Origin of the sequence: Pseudomonas sp. KUIN-1 (assembly GCF_009176725.1) — a bacterium.
Lineage (GTDB): Bacteria > Pseudomonadota > Gammaproteobacteria > Pseudomonadales > Pseudomonadaceae > Aquipseudomonas > Aquipseudomonas fragariae.
On record NZ_AP020337.1, the window covers coordinates 2871425 to 2894629 of the forward strand.

At 60.9% G+C, this 23205-nt stretch carries 21 protein-coding genes and 2 pseudogenes; 16 read left to right on the forward strand and 7 right to left on the reverse strand.

What is annotated here, in order from left to right; translation table 11 throughout:
- Positions 1-65: 65 nt before the first annotated feature.
- Positions 66-3113 carry a D-2-hydroxyglutarate dehydrogenase YdiJ gene (gene ydiJ, locus KUIN1_RS13245; protein WP_152092029.1) on the forward strand — a complete coding sequence of 1016 codons (3048 nt, stop codon included), beginning with the start codon at positions 66-68 and terminating at the stop codon, positions 3111-3113.
- Positions 3114-3242: 129 nt separating this feature from the next.
- Here ydiJ and yghX read toward each other — a convergent pair whose 3' ends face one another.
- Entirely contained in the window at positions 3243-4130 is an 888-nt protein-coding gene (gene yghX, locus KUIN1_RS13255) for a YghX family hydrolase (RefSeq protein ID WP_116799645.1), read from the reverse strand.
- 406 nt (positions 4131-4536) lie between these two features.
- Between yghX and KUIN1_RS13260 the strand changes: the two genes are divergently transcribed.
- The 14 genes and pseudogenes from KUIN1_RS13260 (at position 4537) to KUIN1_RS13325 (ending at position 17617) form a co-directional block, all read left to right on the forward strand.
- Positions 4537-5592, forward strand: coding sequence for a GGDEF domain-containing protein (locus tag KUIN1_RS13260; protein ID WP_024638749.1), 1056 nt, complete (start codon positions 4537-4539; stop codon positions 5590-5592).
- Positions 5593-5699: 107 nt separating this feature from the next.
- On the forward strand, positions 5700-6650 hold the full coding sequence (locus KUIN1_RS13265; RefSeq protein WP_060406180.1) for a LysR family transcriptional regulator: 951 nt from the start codon (positions 5700-5702) through the stop codon (positions 6648-6650).
- A gap of 318 nt (positions 6651-6968) precedes the next feature.
- Positions 6969-8429 (forward strand): NAD(P)-binding domain-containing protein, encoded by a 1461-nt coding sequence (locus KUIN1_RS13270; RefSeq protein ID WP_003402667.1) that lies wholly within the window; start codon positions 6969-6971, stop codon positions 8427-8429.
- Positions 8426-9400 carry an ABC transporter permease gene (locus tag KUIN1_RS13275; protein ID WP_011267757.1) on the forward strand — a complete coding sequence of 325 codons (975 nt, stop codon included), beginning with the start codon at positions 8426-8428 and terminating at the stop codon, positions 9398-9400. Before KUIN1_RS13270 ends, KUIN1_RS13275 begins: the two co-directional genes overlap by 4 nt.
- Positions 9397-10317 carry an ABC transporter permease gene (locus tag KUIN1_RS13280; RefSeq protein WP_024641599.1) on the forward strand — a complete coding sequence of 307 codons (921 nt, stop codon included), beginning with the start codon at positions 9397-9399 and terminating at the stop codon, positions 10315-10317. Before KUIN1_RS13275 ends, KUIN1_RS13280 begins: the two co-directional genes overlap by 4 nt.
- A complete protein-coding gene (locus tag KUIN1_RS13285; protein ID WP_011267759.1) occupies positions 10314-11327 on the forward strand; it encodes an ABC transporter ATP-binding protein in 1014 nt (337 codons plus the stop codon). The genes KUIN1_RS13280 and KUIN1_RS13285 overlap by 4 nt, the downstream gene beginning before the upstream one ends.
- Positions 11317-12330 (forward strand): ABC transporter ATP-binding protein, encoded by a 1014-nt coding sequence (locus KUIN1_RS13290; RefSeq protein ID WP_116886474.1) that lies wholly within the window; start codon positions 11317-11319, stop codon positions 12328-12330. Before KUIN1_RS13285 ends, KUIN1_RS13290 begins: the two co-directional genes overlap by 11 nt.
- A 51-nt stretch (positions 12331-12381) precedes the next feature.
- Positions 12382-13947, forward strand: coding sequence for an ABC transporter substrate-binding protein (locus KUIN1_RS13295; RefSeq protein ID WP_058398611.1), 1566 nt, complete (start codon positions 12382-12384; stop codon positions 13945-13947).
- 69 nt (positions 13948-14016) lie between these two features.
- Positions 14017-14541, forward strand: a complete 525-nt coding sequence (locus KUIN1_RS13300) for a CMD domain-containing protein (protein ID WP_032656113.1) — start codon at positions 14017-14019, stop codon at positions 14539-14541.
- Positions 14541-15128 (forward strand): peroxidase-related enzyme, encoded by a 588-nt coding sequence (locus KUIN1_RS13305; RefSeq protein WP_116886473.1) that lies wholly within the window; start codon positions 14541-14543, stop codon positions 15126-15128. The genes KUIN1_RS13300 and KUIN1_RS13305 overlap by 1 nt, the downstream gene beginning before the upstream one ends.
- A 104-nt stretch (positions 15129-15232) precedes the next feature.
- Positions 15233-16030, forward strand: coding sequence for a phosphodiesterase (locus tag KUIN1_RS13310; RefSeq protein WP_024641596.1), 798 nt, complete (start codon positions 15233-15235; stop codon positions 16028-16030).
- Between the two features lie 57 nt (positions 16031-16087).
- Positions 16088-16273: pseudogene (locus KUIN1_RS27985) on the forward strand (hypothetical protein); the annotation flags it as partial.
- Between the two features lie 38 nt (positions 16274-16311).
- Positions 16312-16848, forward strand: coding sequence for an HAD hydrolase-like protein (locus KUIN1_RS13320; RefSeq protein ID WP_116892662.1), 537 nt, complete (start codon positions 16312-16314; stop codon positions 16846-16848).
- Positions 16849-16876: 28 nt separating this feature from the next.
- Complete coding sequence (locus KUIN1_RS13325) at positions 16877-17617, forward strand: GntR family transcriptional regulator (RefSeq protein ID WP_032656012.1); 741 nt, start codon at positions 16877-16879, stop codon at positions 17615-17617.
- Positions 17618-17657: 40 nt separating this feature from the next.
- Here KUIN1_RS13325 and KUIN1_RS13330 read toward each other — a convergent pair whose 3' ends face one another.
- A complete protein-coding gene (locus KUIN1_RS13330; RefSeq protein WP_003402627.1) occupies positions 17658-18548 on the reverse strand; it encodes a LysR family transcriptional regulator in 891 nt (296 codons plus the stop codon).
- Between the two features lie 101 nt (positions 18549-18649).
- Between KUIN1_RS13330 and KUIN1_RS13335 the strand changes: the two genes are divergently transcribed.
- Positions 18650-19063, forward strand: coding sequence for a (R)-mandelonitrile lyase (locus KUIN1_RS13335; protein WP_003402624.1), 414 nt, complete (start codon positions 18650-18652; stop codon positions 19061-19063).
- Here the strand turns inward: KUIN1_RS13335 and KUIN1_RS27990 are convergent.
- The 5 genes and pseudogenes from KUIN1_RS27990 to KUIN1_RS13360 all read right to left on the reverse strand — a co-directional run.
- Positions 19040-19342 (reverse strand): annotated as a pseudogene (locus tag KUIN1_RS27990) (3-hydroxyacyl-CoA dehydrogenase NAD-binding domain-containing protein); the annotation flags it as partial. The gene KUIN1_RS13335 and the pseudogene KUIN1_RS27990 sit on opposite strands and share 24 nt — an antisense overlap.
- A 148-nt stretch (positions 19343-19490) precedes the next feature.
- A complete protein-coding gene (gene dhaL / locus KUIN1_RS13345) occupies positions 19491-20147 on the reverse strand; it encodes a dihydroxyacetone kinase subunit DhaL (protein ID WP_024660688.1) in 657 nt (218 codons plus the stop codon).
- A gap of 3 nt (positions 20148-20150) precedes the next feature.
- On the reverse strand, positions 20151-21152 hold the full coding sequence (locus KUIN1_RS13350) for a dihydroxyacetone kinase subunit DhaK (protein WP_011267781.1): 1002 nt from the start codon (positions 21150-21152) through the stop codon (positions 20151-20153).
- A gap of 40 nt (positions 21153-21192) precedes the next feature.
- Positions 21193-22308: an erythritol/L-threitol dehydrogenase gene (locus KUIN1_RS13355; RefSeq protein ID WP_003402615.1), complete on the reverse strand. Its 1116-nt coding sequence runs from the start codon at positions 22306-22308 to the stop codon at positions 21193-21195.
- Positions 22309-22336: 28 nt separating this feature from the next.
- The gene (locus KUIN1_RS13360) at positions 22337-23092 is read right to left on the reverse strand and encodes an SDR family oxidoreductase (protein WP_116886471.1); all 756 of its coding nucleotides are present in this window, start codon (positions 23090-23092) and stop codon (positions 22337-22339) included.
- Positions 23093-23205 lie beyond the last annotated feature (113 nt).

Genomic DNA, 23205 nt, shown 5'->3' on the forward strand with positions numbered 1-23205 from the left:
CATGCATTCGAGCGTTTCGAAGCATACGTGCTTTGCATATAAAACGCCTAGCGAGGAAGACCACCATGATTGCGCTGCTGAAACCGACCTCTGAGCAGATCGGTCACTATGACCGTTTCCTCAATGCCCTGGCGGAGGCCGGCTTTCGTGGCGAAATAGCCCGTGACCACGGTTCGCGCACCGTGCTGGCCACTGACAACTCCATCTACCAGCGCCTGCCACAGGCTGCCGTGTTCCCGATGGACAGCCATGACGTCGCAATCGTCGCCCGGCTGGCGGCGCGGCCCGAGCACCAACAGGTGGTGTTGACCCCGCGTGGTGGCGGCACCGGGACCAACGGGCAATCACTGACCGACGGGGTGGTGGTCGACCTGTCGCGACACATGAACGCTATTCTCGAGATCAACGTCGAGGAACGTTGGGTGCGCGTGCAGACCGGCGTGGTCAAGGACCAGCTCAATGCCGCGCTCAAGCCGCACGGGCTGTTTTTCGCGCCGGAACTGTCGACTTCCAACCGTGCCACGATTGGCGGCATGATCAACACCGATGCCAGCGGGCAGGGCAGTTGCACCTACGGCAAGACCCGTGATCACGTCCTTGAGCTATCGACCGTGTTGCTGGGCGGTTCGTACGTCAACAGCCATGCACTGAATGTCGAACAACTGGCCAGCGAGCAGGCACGCGTCGACCGCGCCGGCGACGTTTATCGTTGCGCGCAGCAGATTGCCGATACGCAGGCACAATTGATCAAGGATGTTTTCCCACCGCTTAACCGCTGTCTGACCGGTTACGACCTGGCGCACCTGCGCGAGGAAGACGGGCGTTTCAACCTCAACAGCGTGCTCTGCGGCTCTGAAGGCTCGCTGGGTTTTATCGTCGAGGCCCGACTCAACGTCCTGCCGATCCCCAAACATTCGATTCTGGTCAACGTTCGCTATGCCGGTTTCATGGACGCCCTACGGGACGCCAAGGCCTTGATGGCGCACAAGCCGCTGTCCATCGAGACCGTGGACTCCAAGGTGCTGATGCTGGCCATGCAGGATATCGTCTGGCATGGCGTGGCCGAGTATTTCCCCCAGGACCCTGCAACGCCGACGCTGGGCATCAACCTGATCGAATTCAGCGGCGATGAGTTGAGTGAAGTGGAGCAGCGCGTTCATGCGTTCGTTGCGCACTTGCAGACTGACACGTCGGTGCTGCGTCTCGGCCACACGCTGGCGGCTGGCAGTGCGGCAGTGAATCGCGTCTACACCATGCGCAAGCGCTCGGTGGGGCTGCTCGGCAACGTCAAGGGTGAAGCCAGGCCGCAGCCGTTTGTCGAAGACACTGCCGTGCCGCCGGAAAATCTTGCCGATTACATTCAGGAGTTCCGTGCGCTGCTGGACAGCCACGGCCTGCAATACGGCATGTTCGGCCATGTGGATGCCGGCGTGCTGCACGTGCGGCCGATTCTGGACATGAAGGACCCCGCGCAGGCTGCGCTGATTCGGCCGATTTCCGACGCAGTCGCGGCGCTGACCAAGCGTTATGGCGGGCTGCTGTGGGGTGAGCATGGCAAGGGTCTGCGTTCGCAATACGTGCCTGAATATTTCGGCGAGTTGTATCCCGCGTTGCAGGCCCTCAAGGCCGCCTGCGACCCGTTCAACCAGCTTAACCCCGGCAAGATCGCCACGCCTGCCACAGTGCCCGACGCGCGCCTGACGCTGGTGGATGAAGTGACGTTGCGTGGCGATCTGGATCGTACGATCGATGAACGGGTCTGGCAAAGCTACGACAGCGCGTTGCACTGCAATGGCAATGGCGCCTGTTACAACTATGACACCGACGACGCCATGTGTCCGTCGTGGAAGGCCACCCGTGACCGAATTCACTCACCCAAGGGCCGCGCTTCGCTGGTCAGGGAATGGCTGCGCCTGCAAGGCGAGCAGGACGTCAATGTCCTCACCGCCAGCGCCAGGGCGCGCAGTGCCAATGTGCTGAAAAGCCTTGCCGAGCGAACCGTCAACAGTGTCGCCAGGGTGGCGGGGCAGAAGGATTTCTCCCACGAAGTCTACGACGCCATGGCCGGTTGCCTGGCCTGCAAGTCCTGTGCGGGACAGTGCCCGGTGAAAGTCAACGTGCCCGAGTTCCGTTCGCGCTTTCTCGAGCTGTACCACAGCCGCTACCTGCGCCCGATCAAGGATTATCTGATTGGCTCGCTGGAGTTCAGCATTCCGCACCTGGCGCGCTTTCCGAAGCTGTACAACGCGATCATGGGCGCAAGGCCGGTGCGTTACCTGCTCGAACATGTGGCCGGCATGGTCGACAGCCCGTTATTGAGCCTGACCGACTTCCGTGCGGCTTGTGCTCGCTGGAATGTGGGCATCGCCACGCCGCAGCGTCTGGCCGCATTGAGCGAGGAAGAGCGCAAGCGCACGGTGGTGCTGGTTCAGGATGCATTCACCCGATACTTCGAAACCCCGCTGGCGGCAGACTGGCTGGAGCTGATTTCACGTCTCGGTTATCAGGTCTACCTCGCACCGTTTGCGCCCAATGGCAAGCCGCTGCAGGTGCAGGGTTTTCTGCAGGCGTTCGAGAAAGCTGCCGGTTTCAACAGTCAGTCGCTGGGCAAGCTGGCCGGGTACGGCATCCCGCTGATCGGTCTGGACCCGGCCATGACCCTGGTTTACCGCCAGGAGTACAGCAAGACGCTGGGCAGCGAGAATGTGCCCGAGGTCATGCTGCCGCAGGAATGGCTGGCGTCTACGGTCGAGGAAGGTGGTGATGGCGCGTCGGCAGAAACGTACTACTTCCTGCCGCATTGCACTGAAAAGACCAACGAGCCCGCCAGTGTCGGCCTCTGGCAGAAAGCCTTTGCCCGCGCCGGGCTCAAGCTGGAGGTGCTGGCCAGTGGTTGCTGCGGCATGTCCGGCACCTATGGGCATGAAACCCGAAACGCGAAAACCAGCGATACCATCTACCGTCAGTCCTGGCAGCCACTGGTGGCGCGGCACGGCGCTGAAGGTCGACTGATCGCCGATGGCTACTCATGCCGCAGCCAGGTCAAGCGCCAGGATGGCAAGGTGGTGCAGCATCCATTACAGGTACTGCTGGAACGGGTGAGGGCGCTATAAGAGAGGACGCAGAGCGTCCAGAACGGCATGCCCACGCGGAGCGTCGCACGATAGTGGCATTTTCCAGCGTGGGAATGCCTTGCGTGACGCTCAGCGTCACCGATCTGCGTCGCGCCGTTCGGTCAGAACTTAAACCAGGTACTTGTTGAACCACCCCAATGTACGATCCCAGGCCAGTTTGGCCGCTGCTTCGTCGTAGCGTGGGGTGGAATCGTTGTGGAAACCATGATTGGCGCCCGGATAAATGTACGTTTCGTACGTCTTGCCCGCCGCTTTCAAGGCTTTTTCATAGGCTGGCCAGCCTTCGTTGATGCGGGTATCCAGTTCGCCGTAGTGAATCATCACCGGCGCCTTGATCTTCACCACGTCTTCGGCGTTGGGCTGACGCCCATAGAACGACACCGCAGCACCCAGTTCCGGATACGCGACCGCAGCAGCATTGGCCACACCGCCGCCGTAGCAGAAACCGGTGATGCCGACCTTGCCGGTGGTTGCGTCATGCTTCATCAGCCACTCGATGGCGGCAAAGAAGTCGTTCATGAGCTTTTCCGGGTTGACCGTCTGCTGCAGCTCACGGCCCTTGTCATCGTTGCCCGGATAGCCGCCGACCGAGGATAGCCCGTCAGGCGCCAGCGCAATGAAACCGGCTTTGGCAACGCGGCGCGCCACGTCTTCGATGTACGGGTTCAAGCCGCGATTCTCATGTGCGACAACCACTGCGGGTACTTTCCCGGCCGCTTTGGCCGGGCGTACCAGATAGCCGCGAACCTGACCATGCCCCTTGGGCGAAGGGTAGGAAACATACTCGGCAACAATGTCCGGGTCGGTGAATTCCACCTGTTCGGCCAGCGCGTAGTTGGGGCTCAGCGAGGCAAGCAGCGCGCTGGCGGTCAGGCCGCCAAAGGTGAACAGCGCTGCGCGATCGAGAAACTCGCGCCGATTGATCCTGCCGTGCGCGTAGTAGTCATAGAGCTCAAGCAGTTCAGGAGCAAAGTCTTTTGCAGTGAGACGTTCCATCGGTACGCTTCCTTCCGAATCATTCAGGGCTGCCTGCGTCTGGGCGGGCTGACGAGCAATACGTGATCAACACAAGGTCCGCTCCCGATAATATTTGCGGAGCATCAGGATCGCTACTGTAAAACGACGAAAAACCGCCACCCGCTGCCAGTGGGTGCAAACTCACTGCGTAATGCCGGATGCTGCCGACACGGCCGGCGGAATATGAAAAAGTCAGCCACGGGATTGCACTACCCGGGCTCAATGATGTCCATTTGAGTCCTTCCGGCATTCACTGGGTTCGGGCGCTGCAGACAAACATATTATCCAGTCGCTGTATAAAGCGGCGTCGGTTCAGGCCGACAATACGTCATGATCTCAACCCTACGCCGAGGGTCATATTCCACCTGCATTTCGAGATAACGTGATGATGAGCCTTCCGACGGAAGACCGCACCCAGCTGTTCAAGGACACGGCTATCCAGTTCTGGAAACACATCACCCCGATCGTTTATGTCGCTCTGGGCATTCACTGTGTGTTGCTGACAGTGTTTCTGGGCCTGGGCATGAAGATCATGTGGATGGCGAACATCGTCAGCACACTGATTTATGTCAACTGCATCTACCTGATCCGCAGGGGGCGGCATCGACAAGCCGGACAATTGATGTGCCTGGAAATCATCGGCCATGCCGTGCTCGCGACATGGCAACTGGGCTGGGAAAGCAACTTCAGTTTTTACATATTTTGCGTGATTCCGGTCATTGCCTTCACGTTTCAACTCAACGTCATCAGACGCATTGCCTACAGCGTGGCGATTCTGCTGTCGCTGGTGGGCTGCTTCGTTTTTCGCCGATACACGGGGCAGGGAACCGGTCTGAGCCAGAACGTGCTCGATGCGTTCGGTATCGTCAACGTACTCACAGCGACCACTCTGTCGATTTACGCCACTGCACTGTCGGTACGTTTCACCTCGTCGATGCAACTGAGCCTGTTTCATATCGCCAACCGCGACAGCCTGACCAATCTCTACACGCGCAGACGAGTGCTGCATCGCATACGCGAACTGGAAGCCAGGCGGCAGGGGCTGTCGGCTTCGTTGATCCTGCTGGACATCGATCATTTCAAACAGATCAATGATATCCATGGGCATGAAACCGGCGATGTGGTTCTGCAACGGGTGGCCGAGATCATCGGTTCAAGCGTACGCAGCAGCGATATGGCGGCACGCTGGGGCGGCGAGGAATTTCTGGTGCTCATGCCGGACACTACGCCCGAAGATGCGCTGCGCGCGGCCGAACGTATCTGGCGGCGTATCGCCGAAGAGGCCGGGCGGATCAATGAGCGCATCATCGCCGTCAGCGCTACAGTCGCGGTGGCGACCATCGCCACGGGCGAGGCCTTCCAGCTGGCCCTCAATCGTGCCGACACGTCGCTGTACATGGGCAAACAGCAGGGCCGAAACCGGGTAATGATCGCCGGATGAGGTGCTTGCTCACGCCAGGCGCTACCAGCGTGTAGACTTTCGCGCTTTGAACCGGGGAGCACTGTGTCGTGCTTCCTCATCGGCGGTGTATCGATCAAGGCATGCTTATGGATTTGCGTCAGCTCGAAGCCTTCGCGGCGGTCATGTCGGCAGGCAGTGTCACGGCGGCAGGGAAAATGCTCGGCCGGTCTCAACCCTCGGTCACCCGGGCCATTCAGGAACTTGAACAGGAGCTGGGCTTTGCGTTGTTCGAACGCAGCGGGCCTAAGGTCACGCCTACCCACAAGGCGTTCATGATGTATGGCGAGGTGGAGAGTGCGCTGCTGGGTGTGCGCAACATCCGCCAGCGTGCGCAGCACATTGCCCAGGAGGAGAACCACCAGATCAAGCTGGTGGCGATCTCGGCCCTGGCGGCCGGCCTGCTGCCCACAGCCTTGTCGCGGCTGCCCGAGCACCTGCGTCCGCAACAGATTCAGTTGCAGAGCATGTCTCCGGAGAACGTGGTTCAGGCCGTCCTGTCGAAAACCATGGACCTGGGAGCGGTCAGCCTGCCGCTGGAGCATCGTGGTCTGCAAATCCACTGGATCGGCGAGGCGCCTTGTGTGGCGGTATTGCCCGCCGATTCAGCGCTGGCCGCTCATGAGGTGCTGTCGATGGAGCTGCTGCGTCAGCAAACGTTGATCACCATGGCCAACCCGTATCGCTTTCGTCGACGCATCGACAAGGCGTTTCAGGAGGCGGGTGGTCAGCCGCCGCGCATGCTGGACACCAATACGTCGCTGATTGCCATGCAGATGGCCAGGGTCGGGCTGGGCATTGCGCTGGTCGATCCGTTCACGGCCATGGGCGTGCCGGTGCAAGGCGTGGTCGTCAGACCGATCGCCTGCAACATTCCGTTTTTCTTCGGGCTGATTTCCGCCTTCGCCAGCCCGTTGTCGGATGTGGCGCGCGCGCTGATCGATGAAATTGCCGACAGCGCAAAAATCCTCTTGCCGGAAATGATCATGCACGAAGCCAGCGCGCACGATGCCCTGTTACAGAGCATTTATGCCGAGTAAGAGGGCAATGCATACAGCCTTCAGGCCCGGGCGTTGGTAGCGCCAGTCGTGGTGCGCAAGACTGAAGATCGGACGCAGCTCGCCCATGAATACCCTGGGTAACGCCTCGTTTTACGGCTCGTAAAGTCCTTTAATATTCTATTTGGGAATACAAATATGCTTTTTTGCGCGTTGCGAGAATAAAAATCGGCTTTTACTATTCGAATTAAGCATTCAAAGGCTTCAAGAATTCATTTATCACACTATTGGAATGATTCTTGAAGTGCTTTGAATCAAGGCTCGGGCTTGTAGCCCGATCATTTTTTCGAGTACCGATCAATGTCCGATGTGAATGCACCCGCTGGCCTGGCTGCTCTGGAAGCTCGCTTGCAGCAGGATCTGGCCTGGCTGGATCTGCCCGCCAGGCCATGGGTCAAGCCCAGGATCAGCGCAGGGCAGGCCGTACTCGACGTGGCGATCATCGGCGGAGGCATGGCCGGCCTTGCCCTGTCCGCAGAGCTGCGCAATCTCGGTGTCGCGGCGGTGATTTTCGATCAGTCACCAGCAGGTTTCGAAGGCCCCTGGGCCACCACGGCGCGAATGGAAACCCTGCGTTCGCCAAAGCAGCTGACCGGACCGGCACTGGGCTTGCCAGCGCTGACGTTTCGCGCCTGGTACGAAGCGCAATTCGGCGCCGATGGCTGGGCGTTGCTGGACAAGATTCCACGTTTGCAATGGGCCGAGTATCTGCGCTGGTATCGCAAGGTGCTGGCGCTGGACGTACGCAATGAGCACCGTATTAGCCGGGTAGCGCCAAGAGCGGACGGTCTGATTGAACTGGACGTTGTCACGCCGGTACAGACGCGGTTTCTGTTGGCCCGCCATGTGGTGCTCGCCACGGGGCGTGACGGTCTGGGCGGCCCTTGGGTGCCCGACTTTGCCCGGCAGTTGCCGGAGCATTTGTGGACGCATTCGGCGTCGGGTTTGCAGGACAGCTGGTTCGCCGGCAAGCGCGTTGCAGTCATCGGCGGTGGTGCCTCTGCGATGGACAGCGCCGCCACGGCGCTGGAGGCCGGCGCAACGCGGGTCGATCTGCTGATCCGGCGCGCCGAGCTGCCGCGCATCAACAAAGGCAAGGGCGTCGGTAATCCCGGCATGGTGCATGGCTACTGGCGCCTGCCGGACATCTGGAAATGGCGCATTCGCCACTACCTCAATACCCAGCAGGTGCCACCGCCGCGCGGCAGTACGCTCAGAGTGTCCGCTTCCGGCAAGGCGCGGTTCATGCTCGACAGCCCGGTGCTTTCCGTCGAACAGAGCGCTGCCGGAGGCGTGTGGCTGAATACGCCGAAGGCGCGTATCGAGGCCGATTTCGTGGTATTTGCCACCGGGTTTCGCACCGACTTCCGCCAGCGTCCGGAGTTTGCGCCATTCTCTGCGCAGATCCGCGTCTGGCAGGATCGCTTCGAAGCCCCGAGCGGCGAAACCGATGCGGAACTGGCTGTGCTGCCGGATCTGGGTAACTGCTTCGAATTTCAGGAAAAGACCCCAGGCGCCTGCCCGGGGCTGAACCACATTCACTGCTTCAGTTATCCGGCCGCGTTGAGCTATGGCGCGGTGTCCGGGGACATCCCTGCCATCAGCGAGGGCTCCAAACGTCTGGCCCATGCGCTGGTCGGGCAGTTGTTCAACGAGGACATCGCCCTGCATTTCGACACCATGCTCGATTACGCCGAGCCAGAGCTGCTGGGCGATGAGTGGGTCGTCAGCCAGCCAGACGCCGCAGAGCTGCGCCAATGATCGGCTGGGCGCTGCGTCGGTTGACTCAATCGTTGCTGGTCATCCTGTTGATGACGCTGGTGGTGTTCGTCGGCCTCAATGCCATCGGCAACCCGATGGACATTCTGGTCGGTGAAGACCTCAATCAGGCCGAGCGTCTGCAGGCCATTGCGCATTTGGGTCTTGACCAGCCGCTGTGGCAGCAGTACCTGATTTTTCTCAAGGGCGCGATTCACGGCAATCTGGGGCAAAGCTTCGTGTATCACGAGGATGCCATGCGCCTGATTCTGCAGCGTTTGCCCGCAACGTTCGAACTGGCGTTCAGCGCCCTGTTTCTGGCGGTGGTCATCGGTGTGCCGCTGGGCATGTTTGCCGGTATGTACCCCGAGCATCCGCTGTCCCGGTTGATGATGGCCGCCAGCATTGTCGGCTTCTCGCTGCCAGCCTTCTGGGTGGCCTTGATGATGATCATGCTGTTCTCCATCACCCTCGGCTGGCTGCCGGCCAGCGGCCGCGGCGAAACCCGTGAGTGGCTGGGCGTGCAATGGTCATGGCTGACGCTGGACGGTTTGCAGCACCTGCTATTGCCGGCGCTGAACCTGGCGCTGTTCAAGATTTCCCTGGTGCTGCGCCTGACCCGTGCGGGCGTGCGCGAAGTGCTGCCCCAGGAATTCGTCAAGTTCGCCCGGGCCAAGGGCCTGTCACCGATGCGCGTGATGTGCATGCACGTCATGCGCAACACCATGATTCCGGTGGTGACGGTGCTGGCCATGGAACTGGGCTCGACCATCGCCTATGCCGTGGTGACTGAAAGCATCTTTGCCTGGCCGGGTGCCGGCAAGCTGATTCTCGACAGCATCAACATGCTCGACCGCCCGGTGGTGGTCGCTTACCTGATGGTGGTCGTGGTGATTTTCGTGGTGCTCAACCTGATCGTCGACGGCTTGTATTACCTGCTGGACCCACGCGTACGCATCGAGGCATCGCGATGAATGTCATTGAAAAAGCCCCGATCGGCAGCACGCTGCTGCAGGCCCAGTCGCCCTGGCGACGCGTGTTCACCGAGTTCTTCAGCTCGCCCACGGCGGTGACGGGCCTGGTGGTCCTGCTGATCATTGTGCTGGTTGCAGCCCTGGCGCCGTGGATTGTGGTGCAGAACCCCTACGACCTGATGCAGCTCAACGTCATGGACGCGCGCATGCCGCCTGGCAGCCTCAATGGTGACAGCGGTTACACCTATTGGCTGGGCACAGACGGGCAGGGCCGCGATCTGGTCTCGGCGATTATCTACGGGCTGCGCATCAGCCTGTGGGTCGGCATTGGCTCGGCGTTGATTGCGGCAGTGCTCGGTACGCTGCTCGGGCTTGTATCTGCGTATGTCGGCGGCTGGCTCGATGCCTTGTTGATGCGTCTGGTCGACCTGCTGCTGTCGTTCCCGGTGATTCTCATGGCGCTGATGATCCTTGCCTGGCTGGGCAAGGGTGTCGGCAACGTGATGCTGACCCTGATAGTGCTCGAATGGGCCTATTACGCGCGCACTGCACGCGGTCAGGCGCTGACCGAAAGCCGCCGTGAATACGTCGATGCGGCGCGCGGGCAGGGCGTGGGGCCGCTGCGTATTGTGGTTGGCCACATTCTGCCCAACTGCCTGCCACCGCTGATCGTGATCGGCGCCTTGCAGATTGCCCGCGCCATCACACTGGAAGCGACCCTGTCGTTTCTTGGCCTGGGCGTGCCGGTCACCGAGCCGTCGCTGGGGCTGCTGATTGCCAACGGCTTTCAATACATGCTCAGCAATGAATACTGGATCAGTCTGTTTCCGGGCCTGGCGCTGTTGATCACGATCGTTGCAATCAATCTGGTCGGTGACCGTTTGCGCGATGTCCTGAACCCGAGGTTACAGCGATGAGCGTGCCTGAAATGTCGTCTGTGCCTGACGCAGTCCAACAGCCGACCCTGGAGGTGCGCAACCTGTGCACTTCGTTTCATACCCGCGCCGGGGTGTTGCCAGCGGTGCGCGATGTGTCACTGCGCGTAGAGCCGGGACGCATTCTCGGCCTGGTGGGTGAGTCCGGTTCGGGCAAGTCGGTCACCGGCTTTTCGATCCTCGGCCTGGTCGATGAACCCGGACGCATCAGCGGCGGCCAGGTGCTGTTCAAGGGGCGCGATCTGACCAGGCTGTCTGCCTCACAACTGCGTGGCATTCAGGGCAACCGGGTAGCGATGATCTTTCAGGACCCGATGATGACCCTCAATCCGGTGCTGCGGGTCGACACGCAAATGATCGAAGCCGTACGTGCCCACAGCCCGCTGAGCAGGCGCGAGGCCCGCGAACACGCCAGCCGCACGCTGGCGCTGATGGGCATCGCCAGCCCGGAAGAACGTCTGCGCGCCTATCCGCATCAGTTGTCCGGCGGCATGCGCCAGCGGGTGGCGATCGCCATCGCGCTGCTGCATGCACCGGACCTGATCATCGCCGATGAGCCGACCACGGCGCTGGACGTGACCATTCAGGCGCAGATTCTCAGTGAAGTGCAGAAGCTGGTGCGCGAGCAGGGCACTTCGCTGATCTGGATCACCCATGATCTTTCCGTGATCGCCGGGCTGGCTGACGATGTGGCGGTGATGTACGCCGGGCGCATCGTCGAGCAGGGTCCGGTCGCCGATGTACTGGATCGTCCGCAGCACCCCTACACACAAGGGCTGATCGACAGCCTGCCAAGTCGCAACCAGCGCGGCCAGCGCCTGCGGCAGATCCCGGGCATGGCGCCCGACCTGCTGTCGATGCCGGTCGGTTGTGCTTTCGCAGCGCGCTGCCCCAGAGCCTCGCAGGTCTGTGCGCAGGAGCCGCAACCCCACCAGGCGCGACCGGGCCAGACGGTTCGCTGTTTTCACCCAGGAGCGGCCGATGCCCAGTGATCAGATTCCCCTCATCGAGCTGCATCAGGTCAGCAAGACCTTCGGCAAACCCGTGGATGAGCGCTCCCTTCAGGGGCTCCTGCAACGGCTGCACTTTACACGCCCGAAACCGCTGACCCACGCCGTGGATCGTGTCGATCTGCGCATTGCGCGCGGTGAAGTGGTCGGGCTGGTGGGCGAGTCGGGTTGTGGCAAATCGACCCTGGGGCGCATGGTTGCCGGGCTGCTGCCGGTATCCTCGGGCACCACATCGGTAGACGGCAAACCGCTGGAGAGCCTGACCCCGCAGGAGCGCAAGGCGCTGCGCCTGAAAGTGCAGATGATTTTTCAGGACCCTTCGTCAAGCCTCAACCCGCGTCTGCGTGTCGACCGGATCGTCGGCGAAGGTGCGCTGTTGCACGGCCTGACCGACCGCAAGGGCGCAGATGATTACGTCAGTGCGCAATTACAGCGTGCCGGGCTCAGCCCGCAATTGCGCCAGCGCTATCCGCATCAGTTCAGCGGTGGCCAGCGCCAGCGCATCGGGATTGCCCGTGCGCTGGCGGTGCAGCCGGAACTGCTGGTGTGCGACGAGTCGGTGGCGGCGCTGGACGTGTCGATTCAGGCGCAGATCCTCAATCTGTTCATGGACCTGCGCGACGAGCTGGGCCTGACCTATCTGTTTATCAGCCATGACCTGGGCGTCGTCGAGCACCTCTGCGATCGGGTCATCGTGATGTACCTGGGTCGTGTGGTCGAGACGGCATCGGTCGATGACTTGTTCGCGCGGGCCAATCACCCGTACACCCAGGCTTTGCTGGCGCAGATCCCGCGCTTCGATATTCGCAGTACCCGTTATGACGCGATCCAAGGGGAAATCCCCAGCCCGCTTGACCCGCCTGCCGGGTGTCATTTCCACCCTCGCTGCCCGCACGCCTTGGCGCGCTGTCGCGAGGAAGTTCCAGCGCTGCGGGAGGTTTCGCCGAATCACCAGAGCGCCTGTCACCTGAATGACCAACGCTGAACGGGCACCTGAAGCCCGTTACTCTCTGCCATTGCGTACAAGGAACCACCCATGAAACCACTCGTTCGTTCATTGCTGGCGTCGGCTCTCTTGCTGGCCGCCGGCGGTGCCACGGCACAGGACTTGCGCATCGGTTACGCCGACCCGGTCTCGTCCCTCGACCCACAGCTGAACAATTATGCAGGCGACCGCTCGGTAGCGCTGCATGCCTTCGAATCGCTGGTCAGCCGCCGTGACGACAAGACCCTGCCAGGTCTGGCCAAGAGCTGGAAGGTGGTGGATGACACCACCTGGGAGTTCGCCCTGCGTGATGACGTCAAATGGCAGGATGGCACGCCGCTGACCGCTGATGACCTGGTCTTCTCCTTCGAGCGCGCGCGAAACGTGCCCGGCAGCGTGGCCTCGTATGCAGGTGCCATGCGTACCGTTGAATCGATCAAGGCCAGGGACGATCACACGCTGATCATCAAGACCCGTTCGCCCAATGCCAATCTGCTGCCGGACATCGATTCGATCTATATCGTCAGTCGTCATGCCGGTGCGGCAGCCAGCAGCGCCGATTACAACTCGGGCAAGGCGATGATCGGCACCGGGCCTTACCGGTTTGTCTCGTTCGTGCCGGGCGATCGCACGATATTCGCTCGCAACGACAATTACTGGGGTGGCAAACCGACCTGGGACAAGGTTGATTTCCGTTTCATCGCCAACGCCGCCAACCGTACCGCGGCCTTGCTGGCAGGCGATGTCGACGTGATCGACAAGGTATCGCCTACCGATGTGGCGCGCCTGCGCAAAACGCCGAACGTCAATGTCTTCGCCTATCAGGGGCTGCGTGCGCTGATCATTCAGCCGAGTTTCCGTGCCGGTCCGAACGAATTCATTCGCGACAACGCGGGCAAGCCGTTGGCCGAAAACCCGCTGCTGGATGTACGCGTGCGCAAGGCGCTGTCCCTGGCGATCAATCGTCCGGCCATCAACGAGCGCATCATGCAAGGCACCGTCACCGAAGCCAATCAATGGATGCCGGCCAACACGTTCGGTTACAACCCGCAGATCAAGAACATCCCTTATGACCTCAAGCAGGCCAAGGACCTGCTGGCGCAGGCAGGTTTCCCCGAAGGCTTCCAACTGACTGTGCATGTGCCGGGCGACCGTTATCCGCAGGCACCGGAGGTCATGCAGGCGGTGGCGCAGTTCTGGACGCGGATTGGCGTCAAGGTTCAGCTGGAGGTATTGCCGTGGGCGGTGTACGCGGGCAAGGCGAACAAGAATGAACTGGCGATCAGCGTGATTGCCTGGGGCAATGGCACCGGCGAAGCGGCCTATGCCCTGACCAATATTCTGACCACGGTCGACAGCAGCAAAGGGCAGGGCGCTTCGAACTGGGGCCATTACAGCAATCCGCTGGTGGACAAGGCCCTGGCTGATTCGACCGCTGAATTCGACGAGGCCAGGCGGCGCAAGATTCTCCAGGACTCGGTGCAGATTGTCAGCGATGACGTCGGCATCATCCCGCTGTTCCATTACCAGAACATCTGGGCAGCGCGCAAAGGCCTCAAGGTCGAGCCACTGGTCAGCGACCGCACTGCAGCGACCATGGTCACCGAGCAGCCTTGATTTTCTTCCATGACCGCGCCGCTTTTGCCAGCGCTGCGCGAATGCAACCACAGCCTCGCAGGACCTTTCATGACATCGACTGAACATTCAACGACACCGGACGTGCTCGACAGCCTGCTGGGTATCGCGCCGGGCAGCCCGCTGCACGCGGTTCGGCATGCGCGGGACAAGGTGGCCCTGGCAACCCAGGGCAGCCAGGACTTGTTTTTCGACCCGGCACTGGCGCACAACCTGTCACTGAGCGAACGCCTCTGGGTGGCCTACTACGCAACGCTGCTGAGCGGGCAGCCGACCCTGAGCGGGTATTACCTGTCGCAGCTGCAGACGGCCGGCGCCGAGGCAAACGTGCTGGCCGATGTGGACGCCAGCCGAATCGATCTGCTGGAGGATCAGCGTCTGGCGGCGATCCTGCGCTTTACGCGAACCTTGATCGAGTCTCCGGTACACGGCGATCAAAGCGCATTGCAGGCGCTGCAACAGCAGGGCCTGAGCACCGCTGAAATCGTGGTACTGGCGCAACTGATCGCTTTTCTGTCCTACCAGGTGCGTCTGGCCGCAGGGCTGGGTGCTTTAAAGTCTGCCGGAGCAGCCTGATGAGCGAACTCATAGAAATTGAAGGTTTCACCAATCAGGTGCTGGGCTGGAAGGCCTGGTTGCCCACCGTTGACCTCGACAGCGCGAGCGCCGAGCAGGTCGCTGTGCTTGAAGAAAGCCATCCGCAGGCCAAGACCTCGGATTACTACCTGACGCTGGCCCATCATCCGGACATTCTTCGCCAGCGCTCTCAGGCGTTCAACGCGATCATGTACGCCCCCGGCGGCCTGTCGCGCGCCGAACGAGAGCTGGCAAGTACCGTGGTGTCGCGTATCAACCGCTGCGTGTATTGCGCGTCGGTGCATGCGCAACGCTTCGAACAACTGGCCAAACGCAATGACGTCATCGCCCAGGTGTTTGCCGACCCCGCGACTGCAGGCACCACGGCACGTGAAAAAGCGATCGTGCAGTTCGCCATCGACCTGACGCTTGAACCGGCTTCGCTCAACGCCGGGCATATCCAGACGCTGTACGAACAGGGGCTGGACGAGGCACAGGTACTGGACCTGATTCACGCCATCTCGATATTCGCCTGGGCCAACCGGCTCATGCTCAACCTGGGGGAGCCGGTGTTTCCCGAGGTGTGAGGGTGGCAGTGGCCAGGGCCGGTGATTGAGGCGCGGTCTGGCCCGGTCGTTGCAGGTTCACTGCATGAGTGAACACGCGACCCGGACACGATTGAGGTAATGGAATGCTGATAGCACACATTTCGGACACACATGTACGGCCCAGAGGGCAACTCTATCAAGGCGTGGTGGACTCCAATGCCATGCTGGCCGCCGCCGTCGACACGATAAACGCCCTCGACCCAGCACCCGATCTGATTTTGTTCAGCGGTGATCTGGTGGACGAGGGGCGGCCCGAAGAGTACGCGATGGCTCGGGAGTTGCTGCAACCGCTACGGCAAAAACTGCTGATGATACCGGGCAACCATGATCATCGGCAGAACCTGCGCGACGCCTTTGCCGAGCACGATTACTTCATCAATGATCAGGATTGCAGCTTCGTCTACTCGGGTTCTGCGCCGGTGCGCATTATCGGTCTGGATATCAGCGTCCCCGAGCAGCATCACGGCGATATGACCGACACGGCGATACGGTGGCTGGACAGCACACTGGCGCTGGAGCCGGACAAGCCGACGCTGATCATGATGCACCAGCCGCCGTTTTCAAGCGGCATTCCCTACATCGATGCGTATCGCTGTGAAAGGGGCGAGCGGCTGGCGGAGGTCGTCAGCAGATACCCGGCCATCGAGCGCATCGTCTGCGGGCATATTCATCGCTTCATGCAGCTGCGCTTCGGCGGCACGCTGATGTGTACGGCACCGAGCACGACGACGGCCATCGCCTTGCGACTGCACCCCGAGGCTGCCGACGCCTCCTATGTCGAACCGCCTGCATTGCTGCTGCACCACTGGAAAGCCGACACGGGCCTGATCACCCATTGGGTGCCGATAGGCCGCTTCGAAGGACCTTTTGACTTCGCCTGAACGGGGATGACCCTGACAGCGCAGGCTGTCAGGTCGCCTGCTCCTTGGCCAGATTGACTGCTGGCCGCCCGTTCAGAACACGCCGTTCGCGTCAGCCGAAAAGGTGGCGACCACACGGTATGTGCCACTGACCCGTGGTTGCGTGGCGTATTGCTGGACGCCAGCAGCACGCCCTTGCCACGTCCTGCCGACGCTGAAGTGACATTGCCCGCGATTCGCCATTGGCTGACAGCCACATTCTGACACCTGACTCGATAATTTCAGCCACAGGGAGCTTATCCATGCGCTTCGACAGCCTGCTTTTCGATATTGACGGCACACTCATGCTCAAGGGGCAGCCTCTGCCGGGCGCAGCCGATGCATTGAGCTTCGCGCGTTCCCAGGGTTTGAGGCTGCAATTGCTGACCAACACCACGGCGAAGATGCCCGAGGAGCTGGCAGAGGAGCTTTGTCGCGCCGGAATCGAGGTCGTCCCCGACGAAATCCAGACCGCCACCACGGCCTGTCTGGGCTATTTGCAGCAACATCCGCACCTCAAGTGCCATCTGCTGGTCCCCGATTCGATACGGCCGGCGTTCAGAGGCATCGCTACAGACGATACGAACCCGGACGTAGTGGTCATCAGCGACGACGTTCTGACTGACTGCGCAGGGGCGAAAGCGGTCGGTGCCAGCAGCCTGCTGGTGCGTACCGGAAAATATGACCCGAGGCTGTTCGAGGCCCATCGGCAAAACGTGGATGCGGTGATTGAAGGGATTGCAGAATTTCCACGCTGGTGGATGTCAGGCAGTGCCGCAGGTCATCTGCGCCAAGGTTAAGTAACTGGATTACAAGGACGAATCATCAATGCAGACAGCATGCGCCAAAAAGTTGAAAGAACGCCCGGAAACGCTATCCGAGCGGATTTACGCCCGAATCAAAGAAGACATTTCCGAGTTTCGTCTATTACCCGGCGAACGATTTACTGAAGGTGAAATAGCCGAGCGTGTTCAGGCCAGTCGTACACCGGTCAGGCAGGCATTGTTCCGGCTGGAGCAGGAAGGCTATGTGGAGGTTTATTACCGAAGCGGCTGGCAGGTGCGGCCCTTCGACCCTCATCACTTCGAGGAGCTGTATGACGTTCGGGTGGTGCTCGAGCTGGCGGCGCTCGCCAGGCTGGGTTTGATGGACCTGAGCGTCGAGCCGCTGATCGACGAACTCATACGCACCTGGCTGGTGCCGAAAAACGAGCGATTGAGAGACACCGATATCCTCGCCGGGCTGGGCGAACGCTTCCATTGCGCGTTGGTCGAGGCGGTGGGCAACCGGGAAATGGCCAGGCTGCATTACGAAGTCACCGAAAAGACCCGGACCATCCGGCGTCTCGAATTCAGCGCCTCCAGAATCGATGCAACGTACGAAGAGCATGGCAGTATTTTAAAGGCCCTCCTGCAACGTCGGCCGCAACAGGCCCAGCAATTGCTGGAAGCGCATGTAGAGCTCAATAAGGAGGAAGCGCGCAGAGCCACCCAGCATGTCTTGCGCCGCGCGCGTCATTACGCCGAGAAGAACGGCGAGCCCGCCAGATTGCGTGCGCAAGTGCAGTGAGCGGTTGCTACGGAGCTGCGCGTTTTGGTCGTTTGATCAATCACCGGTAACGCAATGCTTCCAGTAACAGAGCAAACGCGGGCGATGCCTGGCGTCTGCTCGGGTAGTAGAGGTGGAAGCCGGCAAAGGTCGGTGACCAGTCTTCCAGCACCTGAATCAGACGTCCGGCTTCGATATGTTCGGCAACCAGATCGTGCGGAATGTAACTCAGCCCGAAGCCGTCGAGCGCCGCGTCCAGAAGCGGATAGACACCATTGAACGTGACTTGGCCTGTGACGCGGACGTTCAGGGTTTCGCTGTCTTTGGCGAACTCCCAGGCATACAGGCCGCCATTGGTAGGCAGGCGCAGATTGTTGCAGCGGTGCGCGGTCAGGTCTCTGGGCGTCTCGGGTTTCGTGCGGCCTTCGAAGTAGGCTGGAGAACCGACCACCGACAGACGCATGTCCGGGCCTATGCGGGTGGCGATCATTCCGTCCGCCACGGCTTCACCCAGACGCACGCCGGCATCGAACCCTTCGGCGGCGATGTCGACAAAGCTGTAGTCGCAACATACCTCGACACTGATGTCCGGGTATTTGTGCAAGAAGGTCTTGAGTACTGGCCGGATGATGAGGTCAAGCGAGTGATCCATCGCATTGATGCGGATCTTGCCGGCAGGGGTGTCGCGCAGGTCGCTCAGTCCTGCCAGCTCGATTTCGATTTCATCGAAATGCGGGCCGACTTTCTGGATCAGGCGTTCGCCAGCCTCTGTGGGCGATACGCTGCGCGTGGTGCGTGTCAGCAGGCGCAGGCCAAGGCGCGCTTCCAGGCTGCGAACGGTGTGACTCAGTGCTGATTGTGAAACACCCAGTCTGGCAGCTGCCTTGGTAAAGCTTCGCTCTTTGGCGACTGCGAGGAAGGCAAGCAGATCAGCGGCGTTTTCCCGAAGCATTGATGAGCCCTGTCGATAAGTATTTTCGAATTGTAGCCGATAGTCGCAATAGTTCTCGGCGGGTAGATTGGAGTGACTTCCAATAACGCTCAAGGATTCCCATGATTGTCATCAATTCCAGCGGCTCACAGCCTTCCGCCAGCGGCCCGACCGATTATTTCACCGGTACCGTGCGCATCGACGCGCCATTCAAGGGCTCGGAAGACGCGAGAATAAGCGGAGCCACGGTGACGTTCGAACCGGGCGCACGCACTGCCTGGCATACCCATCCCCTGGGCCAGACGCTGATTGTCACGTCAGGCGCCGGCCTGGTGCAGGAAAAAGGCCAGCCGGTTCGCACCATCAAGCCCGGCGATACCGTGTGGATTGCGCCCAACGTCAAGCATTGGCATGGCGCAACCGCAACGACGGCCATGACCCACATCGCTATTGCCGAGGTGCTGGACGGCGAGGTGGTTGACTGGATGGAACCGGTCTCGGATGGCGACTACCACGCGGCTAATAACAGCGAGTAACTTGCCCCAGCGCACTGCCTCGGCCATGACGCGTAACGCGTTGCCGCGCTTGGACAACTGATAAGCGTGCAGGGGATCGGTGATATGCGTTTCGTGCAGCATGGGCAGCGCAAGTAGTGCATCCACCGATGTGGTGGCCAGCGCCTTGGCCGCCGCATCGGCGTTGTCCTGACGCAGGTCGGCGAGCAATACGTGCCTGCCCGCGCTGACACGGCGGGCGATGGCTTGCCCTATGGAGCCTGCACCGATGACTACGATGATTTTTTTCGGGTTTTGCATGACCAGTTCCTCGGTGAAACTCGAGCGAATCCGCATCTGCAGATCAGCTTCGTGATGTCCGGATCACCTTATAGGTCTGTCATTTTTTCAACAATGGAGCATTATCGGGATAGACTCATGAATCATATTCATGAATTTCGGCTTTTGCTCATCTCAGCCTCGGCTGCACCGAATCCGCCAGTTGCGTCAGTATCAGGCAGCACGACACCGCGCCTGCATCCAGTACGCCGAGCGACCGTTCGCCGAGGCGACTCGCCCGGCCTATCTTCGCCACCAGATCACGGGTGGAGTCGCGCCCTTGTGATGCGGCGCTTTTCATTGCGTCAAGGGCGGCGCTGAATGATTCACCTCTAGCATGGGCCTGCTCGAAGGCTTCGACGGCCGGGATCAGGGTGTCCATCAGGCATTTGTCGCCGACTCCGGCTTCGGTGATGTCCTGCAGGGAGGTGAGGCCGCCGCGCAGCAGGCTGGCGAAGGCCGCGGCGTCGATCTGTTCGCAGCCGCGCACCTGATCGGCCATGCCGATGAACAGACTGCCGTACAGCGGGCCCATCGAGCCGCCGATGCCTTCCATCAGGCTCAGGGTCAGTTCGTCCAGCGCTTCGGCGAGGCTCAGTTGGCGGCCTTCGATGGTACGACCGCAGTGGGCGAAGCCCTTGGCCATGTTGATGCCATGGTCGCCGTCACCGATCGCGCCATCCACTTCGCTGAGGTAGTCGCGGTTGGCGACGATCACGCTCACCAGGTCGGCAACGATAGGAGTGCCCTGTTGTGCAGGGAGATGCGTAGAGAATTGCTCGCTCATGGTTTACTCCGCCTGGGTCATGCCGATGGACCGGCAAGGGTGGTCGATCAGGGTTTTCAGTTCGGCGTCCAGGCCCAGCAGCGTCAGGGTTACCCCCATCATCTCCAGCGACGTGAAGTAATTGCCCACGTAGCAACGATGGATTTTCAAGCCCCGGGCCTTGAGCAGGCGCTCCACTTCGGCGTAGAACACGTAGAGTTCCATCACCGGCGTGGCACCGAGGCCTGAAACCAGCACGACTACGCTGTCGTCCACGCTGAAATCCCGGTCGGCCAGGATCGGCTCCAGCATGCGCTCGGCCATGGCCGCTGCAGGCTCGATGTCGATGACTTCGATACCCGGTTCGCCATGGTGACCGATGCCCAGCTCCATTTTGCCGTCGGGGATCTGAAAGTTGGGCTTGCCGACCGCCGCGATGGTGCAGGGCGTCAGGCCGATACCGATGGATCGGCATTGATCCACGGCCTTCTGCGCGACGCGGATCACGCCGTCCAGATCGTAACCGTTTGCGGCCGCAGCGCCGCCGATCTTCCACATGAAAATTTCCCCGGCCACTCCGCGTCGCTTGGCGATATCGGATTTCGGTGCCGAGGCCACATCGTCGTTGGCCACCACGGTACGCACTTGCAGGTCTTTGCTGGCGGCCATTTTCATCGCCAGCTTCACGTTCATGTTGTCGCCCGCGTAGTTGCCGTACAGGCAGGCGATGCCCGCACCGTGATCGGCCGCGCGGAAGGCGTCGAAAAAGCTCTTGGCCGTAGGCGAGGAAAAAATCTCGCCGACCGCTACCGCATCCACCAGCCCAGGGCCGACATAGCCAAGAAAGGCCGGTTCATGACCCGAGCCGCCGCCGGTAACGATACCGACGCGTCCTTGATCAGAGGGACGGGTTTTGCTGATGACCCGCGGGTTACCTTCACTTTGCGACAGCTCGGGGTGCGCTACCAGAATGCCGCGCAGCATGTCCTCGACCACCTGGTCCGGATCGTTTATCACTCGGTTCATAACGCGATTTCCTGTGTTCTTTTTATAAGGATCGGGCGGATCAGGGTTCCAGAACCACCTTCAATGATTTATCACCGCGTTCCATGACGGCAAACGCCTCCTTGAACTGCGCCAGGGGAAATTTGTGCGTGACGACGTCGCGCATGTCGATCTTGCGGTTGCCGATAAAGTCGATGGCGCGCGGGTACATGTAAGGGCCGAGGTGAGAACCGAGCACGTCCAGCTCCTTGCGGTCACCGATGATCGACCAGTCCACCGTGGCCTCATCGTTGAATACGCTGAACTCCACAAAGCGTCCGAGTTTGCGCAGCATCGCCAGGCCTTGGTTGACCGCCTTGTGGTGTCCGGTGGCTTCTATATAGATGTCGCAACCGTAGCCGTCGGTTATCTCGCGGATCTTCGCCAGCACGTCGACCTCGGCCGGGTTCCACACCTCATCGGCGCCCATGCGCAGGGCGAGGGCCGCGCGCTCGGGCTTCATGTCGAGAACGATGAGTTTTTTCGGGTTACGCATGCGCACCGCGCCAATGATTCCGAGGCCCAATGTGCCGGCACCGGCGACGACCACAATGTCGTCGAAATCGACGTCGGCCCGTTCGGCTGCGTGCAGCGAGCAGGCCAGTGGTTCGATGAGGATGGCTTCGTCCGGGGCAATCGAGTCGGGCACCTTGTGAATGATGCCTTCCCTGGTAAAAATCATGTACTGGGCCATGGCGCCCTGCACGTTGTTCTGAAAGCCGTAAAGGTCGTGCTTCTGGCACATCCAGTACTGTCCGTGGTTACAGAAGCGGCAGCCCCAGCACGGTACGATCTGTTCGGAAATCACCCGGTCGCCGATCTGTACGCCGCGCTTTTCGGCGCCAGGACCGAGCGCCACCACACGACAGACGAATTCATGGCCGGGAATCATCGGTGGTTTGACGTAGCGAGGCTGCTCGGCATCGCCCCAGAACGAGGGGGCGCCGCGATAGGTCTTGATGTCGCCCATGCAGATGCCACACAGCTCGACCTTGGTGAGGATTTCATCGGGACCGGGGGTCGGCACATCCACGGTTTCCAGCCGGTAGTCTTCCGGACCGTGGCAGACCACGGCCTGCATGGTTTTCGGGATGACCGGTGAAAGTTGTTCGGCAGTGCGTTCGGTGACGGTGGACATGACGATGATCCTCACGACAGAAAATGAATTACTGGATGCTGTAGCCGCCGTCGATCACTACGTTTTCGCCGGTGATCATGCTGGCGGCGTCGCTGAGCAGGTACAGGGCCAGCCCGGCTATTTCCTCCGGCTGGGCGAAGCGGCCTGCCGGGATCTGCGTTTTGGCCCGTTCTCCGACTTCGCCCGCCCAGGCCTTTTTGCCCAGCGCGGTCTCGACGATGGTGGGCGAGATGGCGTTGACGTTGATGTGTGGTGCCCACTCCATGGCCAGCACTTTGGTCATGCCGACCACTGCGGCCTTGCTCGCGCAGTAGGCGACGTGCCTGTCCAGGCCAATGACCGCCGCCTGAGAGGCAAGATTGACGATGCGTCCGCTGCCTTGACCGAGCATGTGTCGTGCGCAGGCCTGGGCGACGAAGAAACTGGCCTTGAGGTTGATCTCCAGCGTTGTGTCCCAGGCCTCTTCGCTGACGTCGACGGCCTTGTCCAGCACGGCAACGCCAGCACTGTTGACCAGATAGTCGATGCGTTTGAAATGCTCGAAGACGCTGTCGATGGTGCTGTTGACCTGGTCGACCCGGCGCAGGTCGGCCGCAATACCGATGTGCTCGCTGCCCAGGCCGGCGGCAACCTCGGCCACTGCCGGGTCACGGTCCAGCAGTGCGACCCGCGCGCCGCGCGCGACCAGCAGGCTGGCACAGGCAAGGCCAATCCCGGCTGCTCCGCCGGTGATGACCGCACAACGGCCATTGAGATCGAACGCCTTGTTCCAGAATTCAGACATGAAGATGACTCCTGTAGCGCTGTTTTTTTGAAGATTCAAACACGTTAGCTTTTGATTCTGGCCGAAGGCCGTGGGAGCGAACTTGTTCGCGAAGAGGCCGGTATGACCGCCGA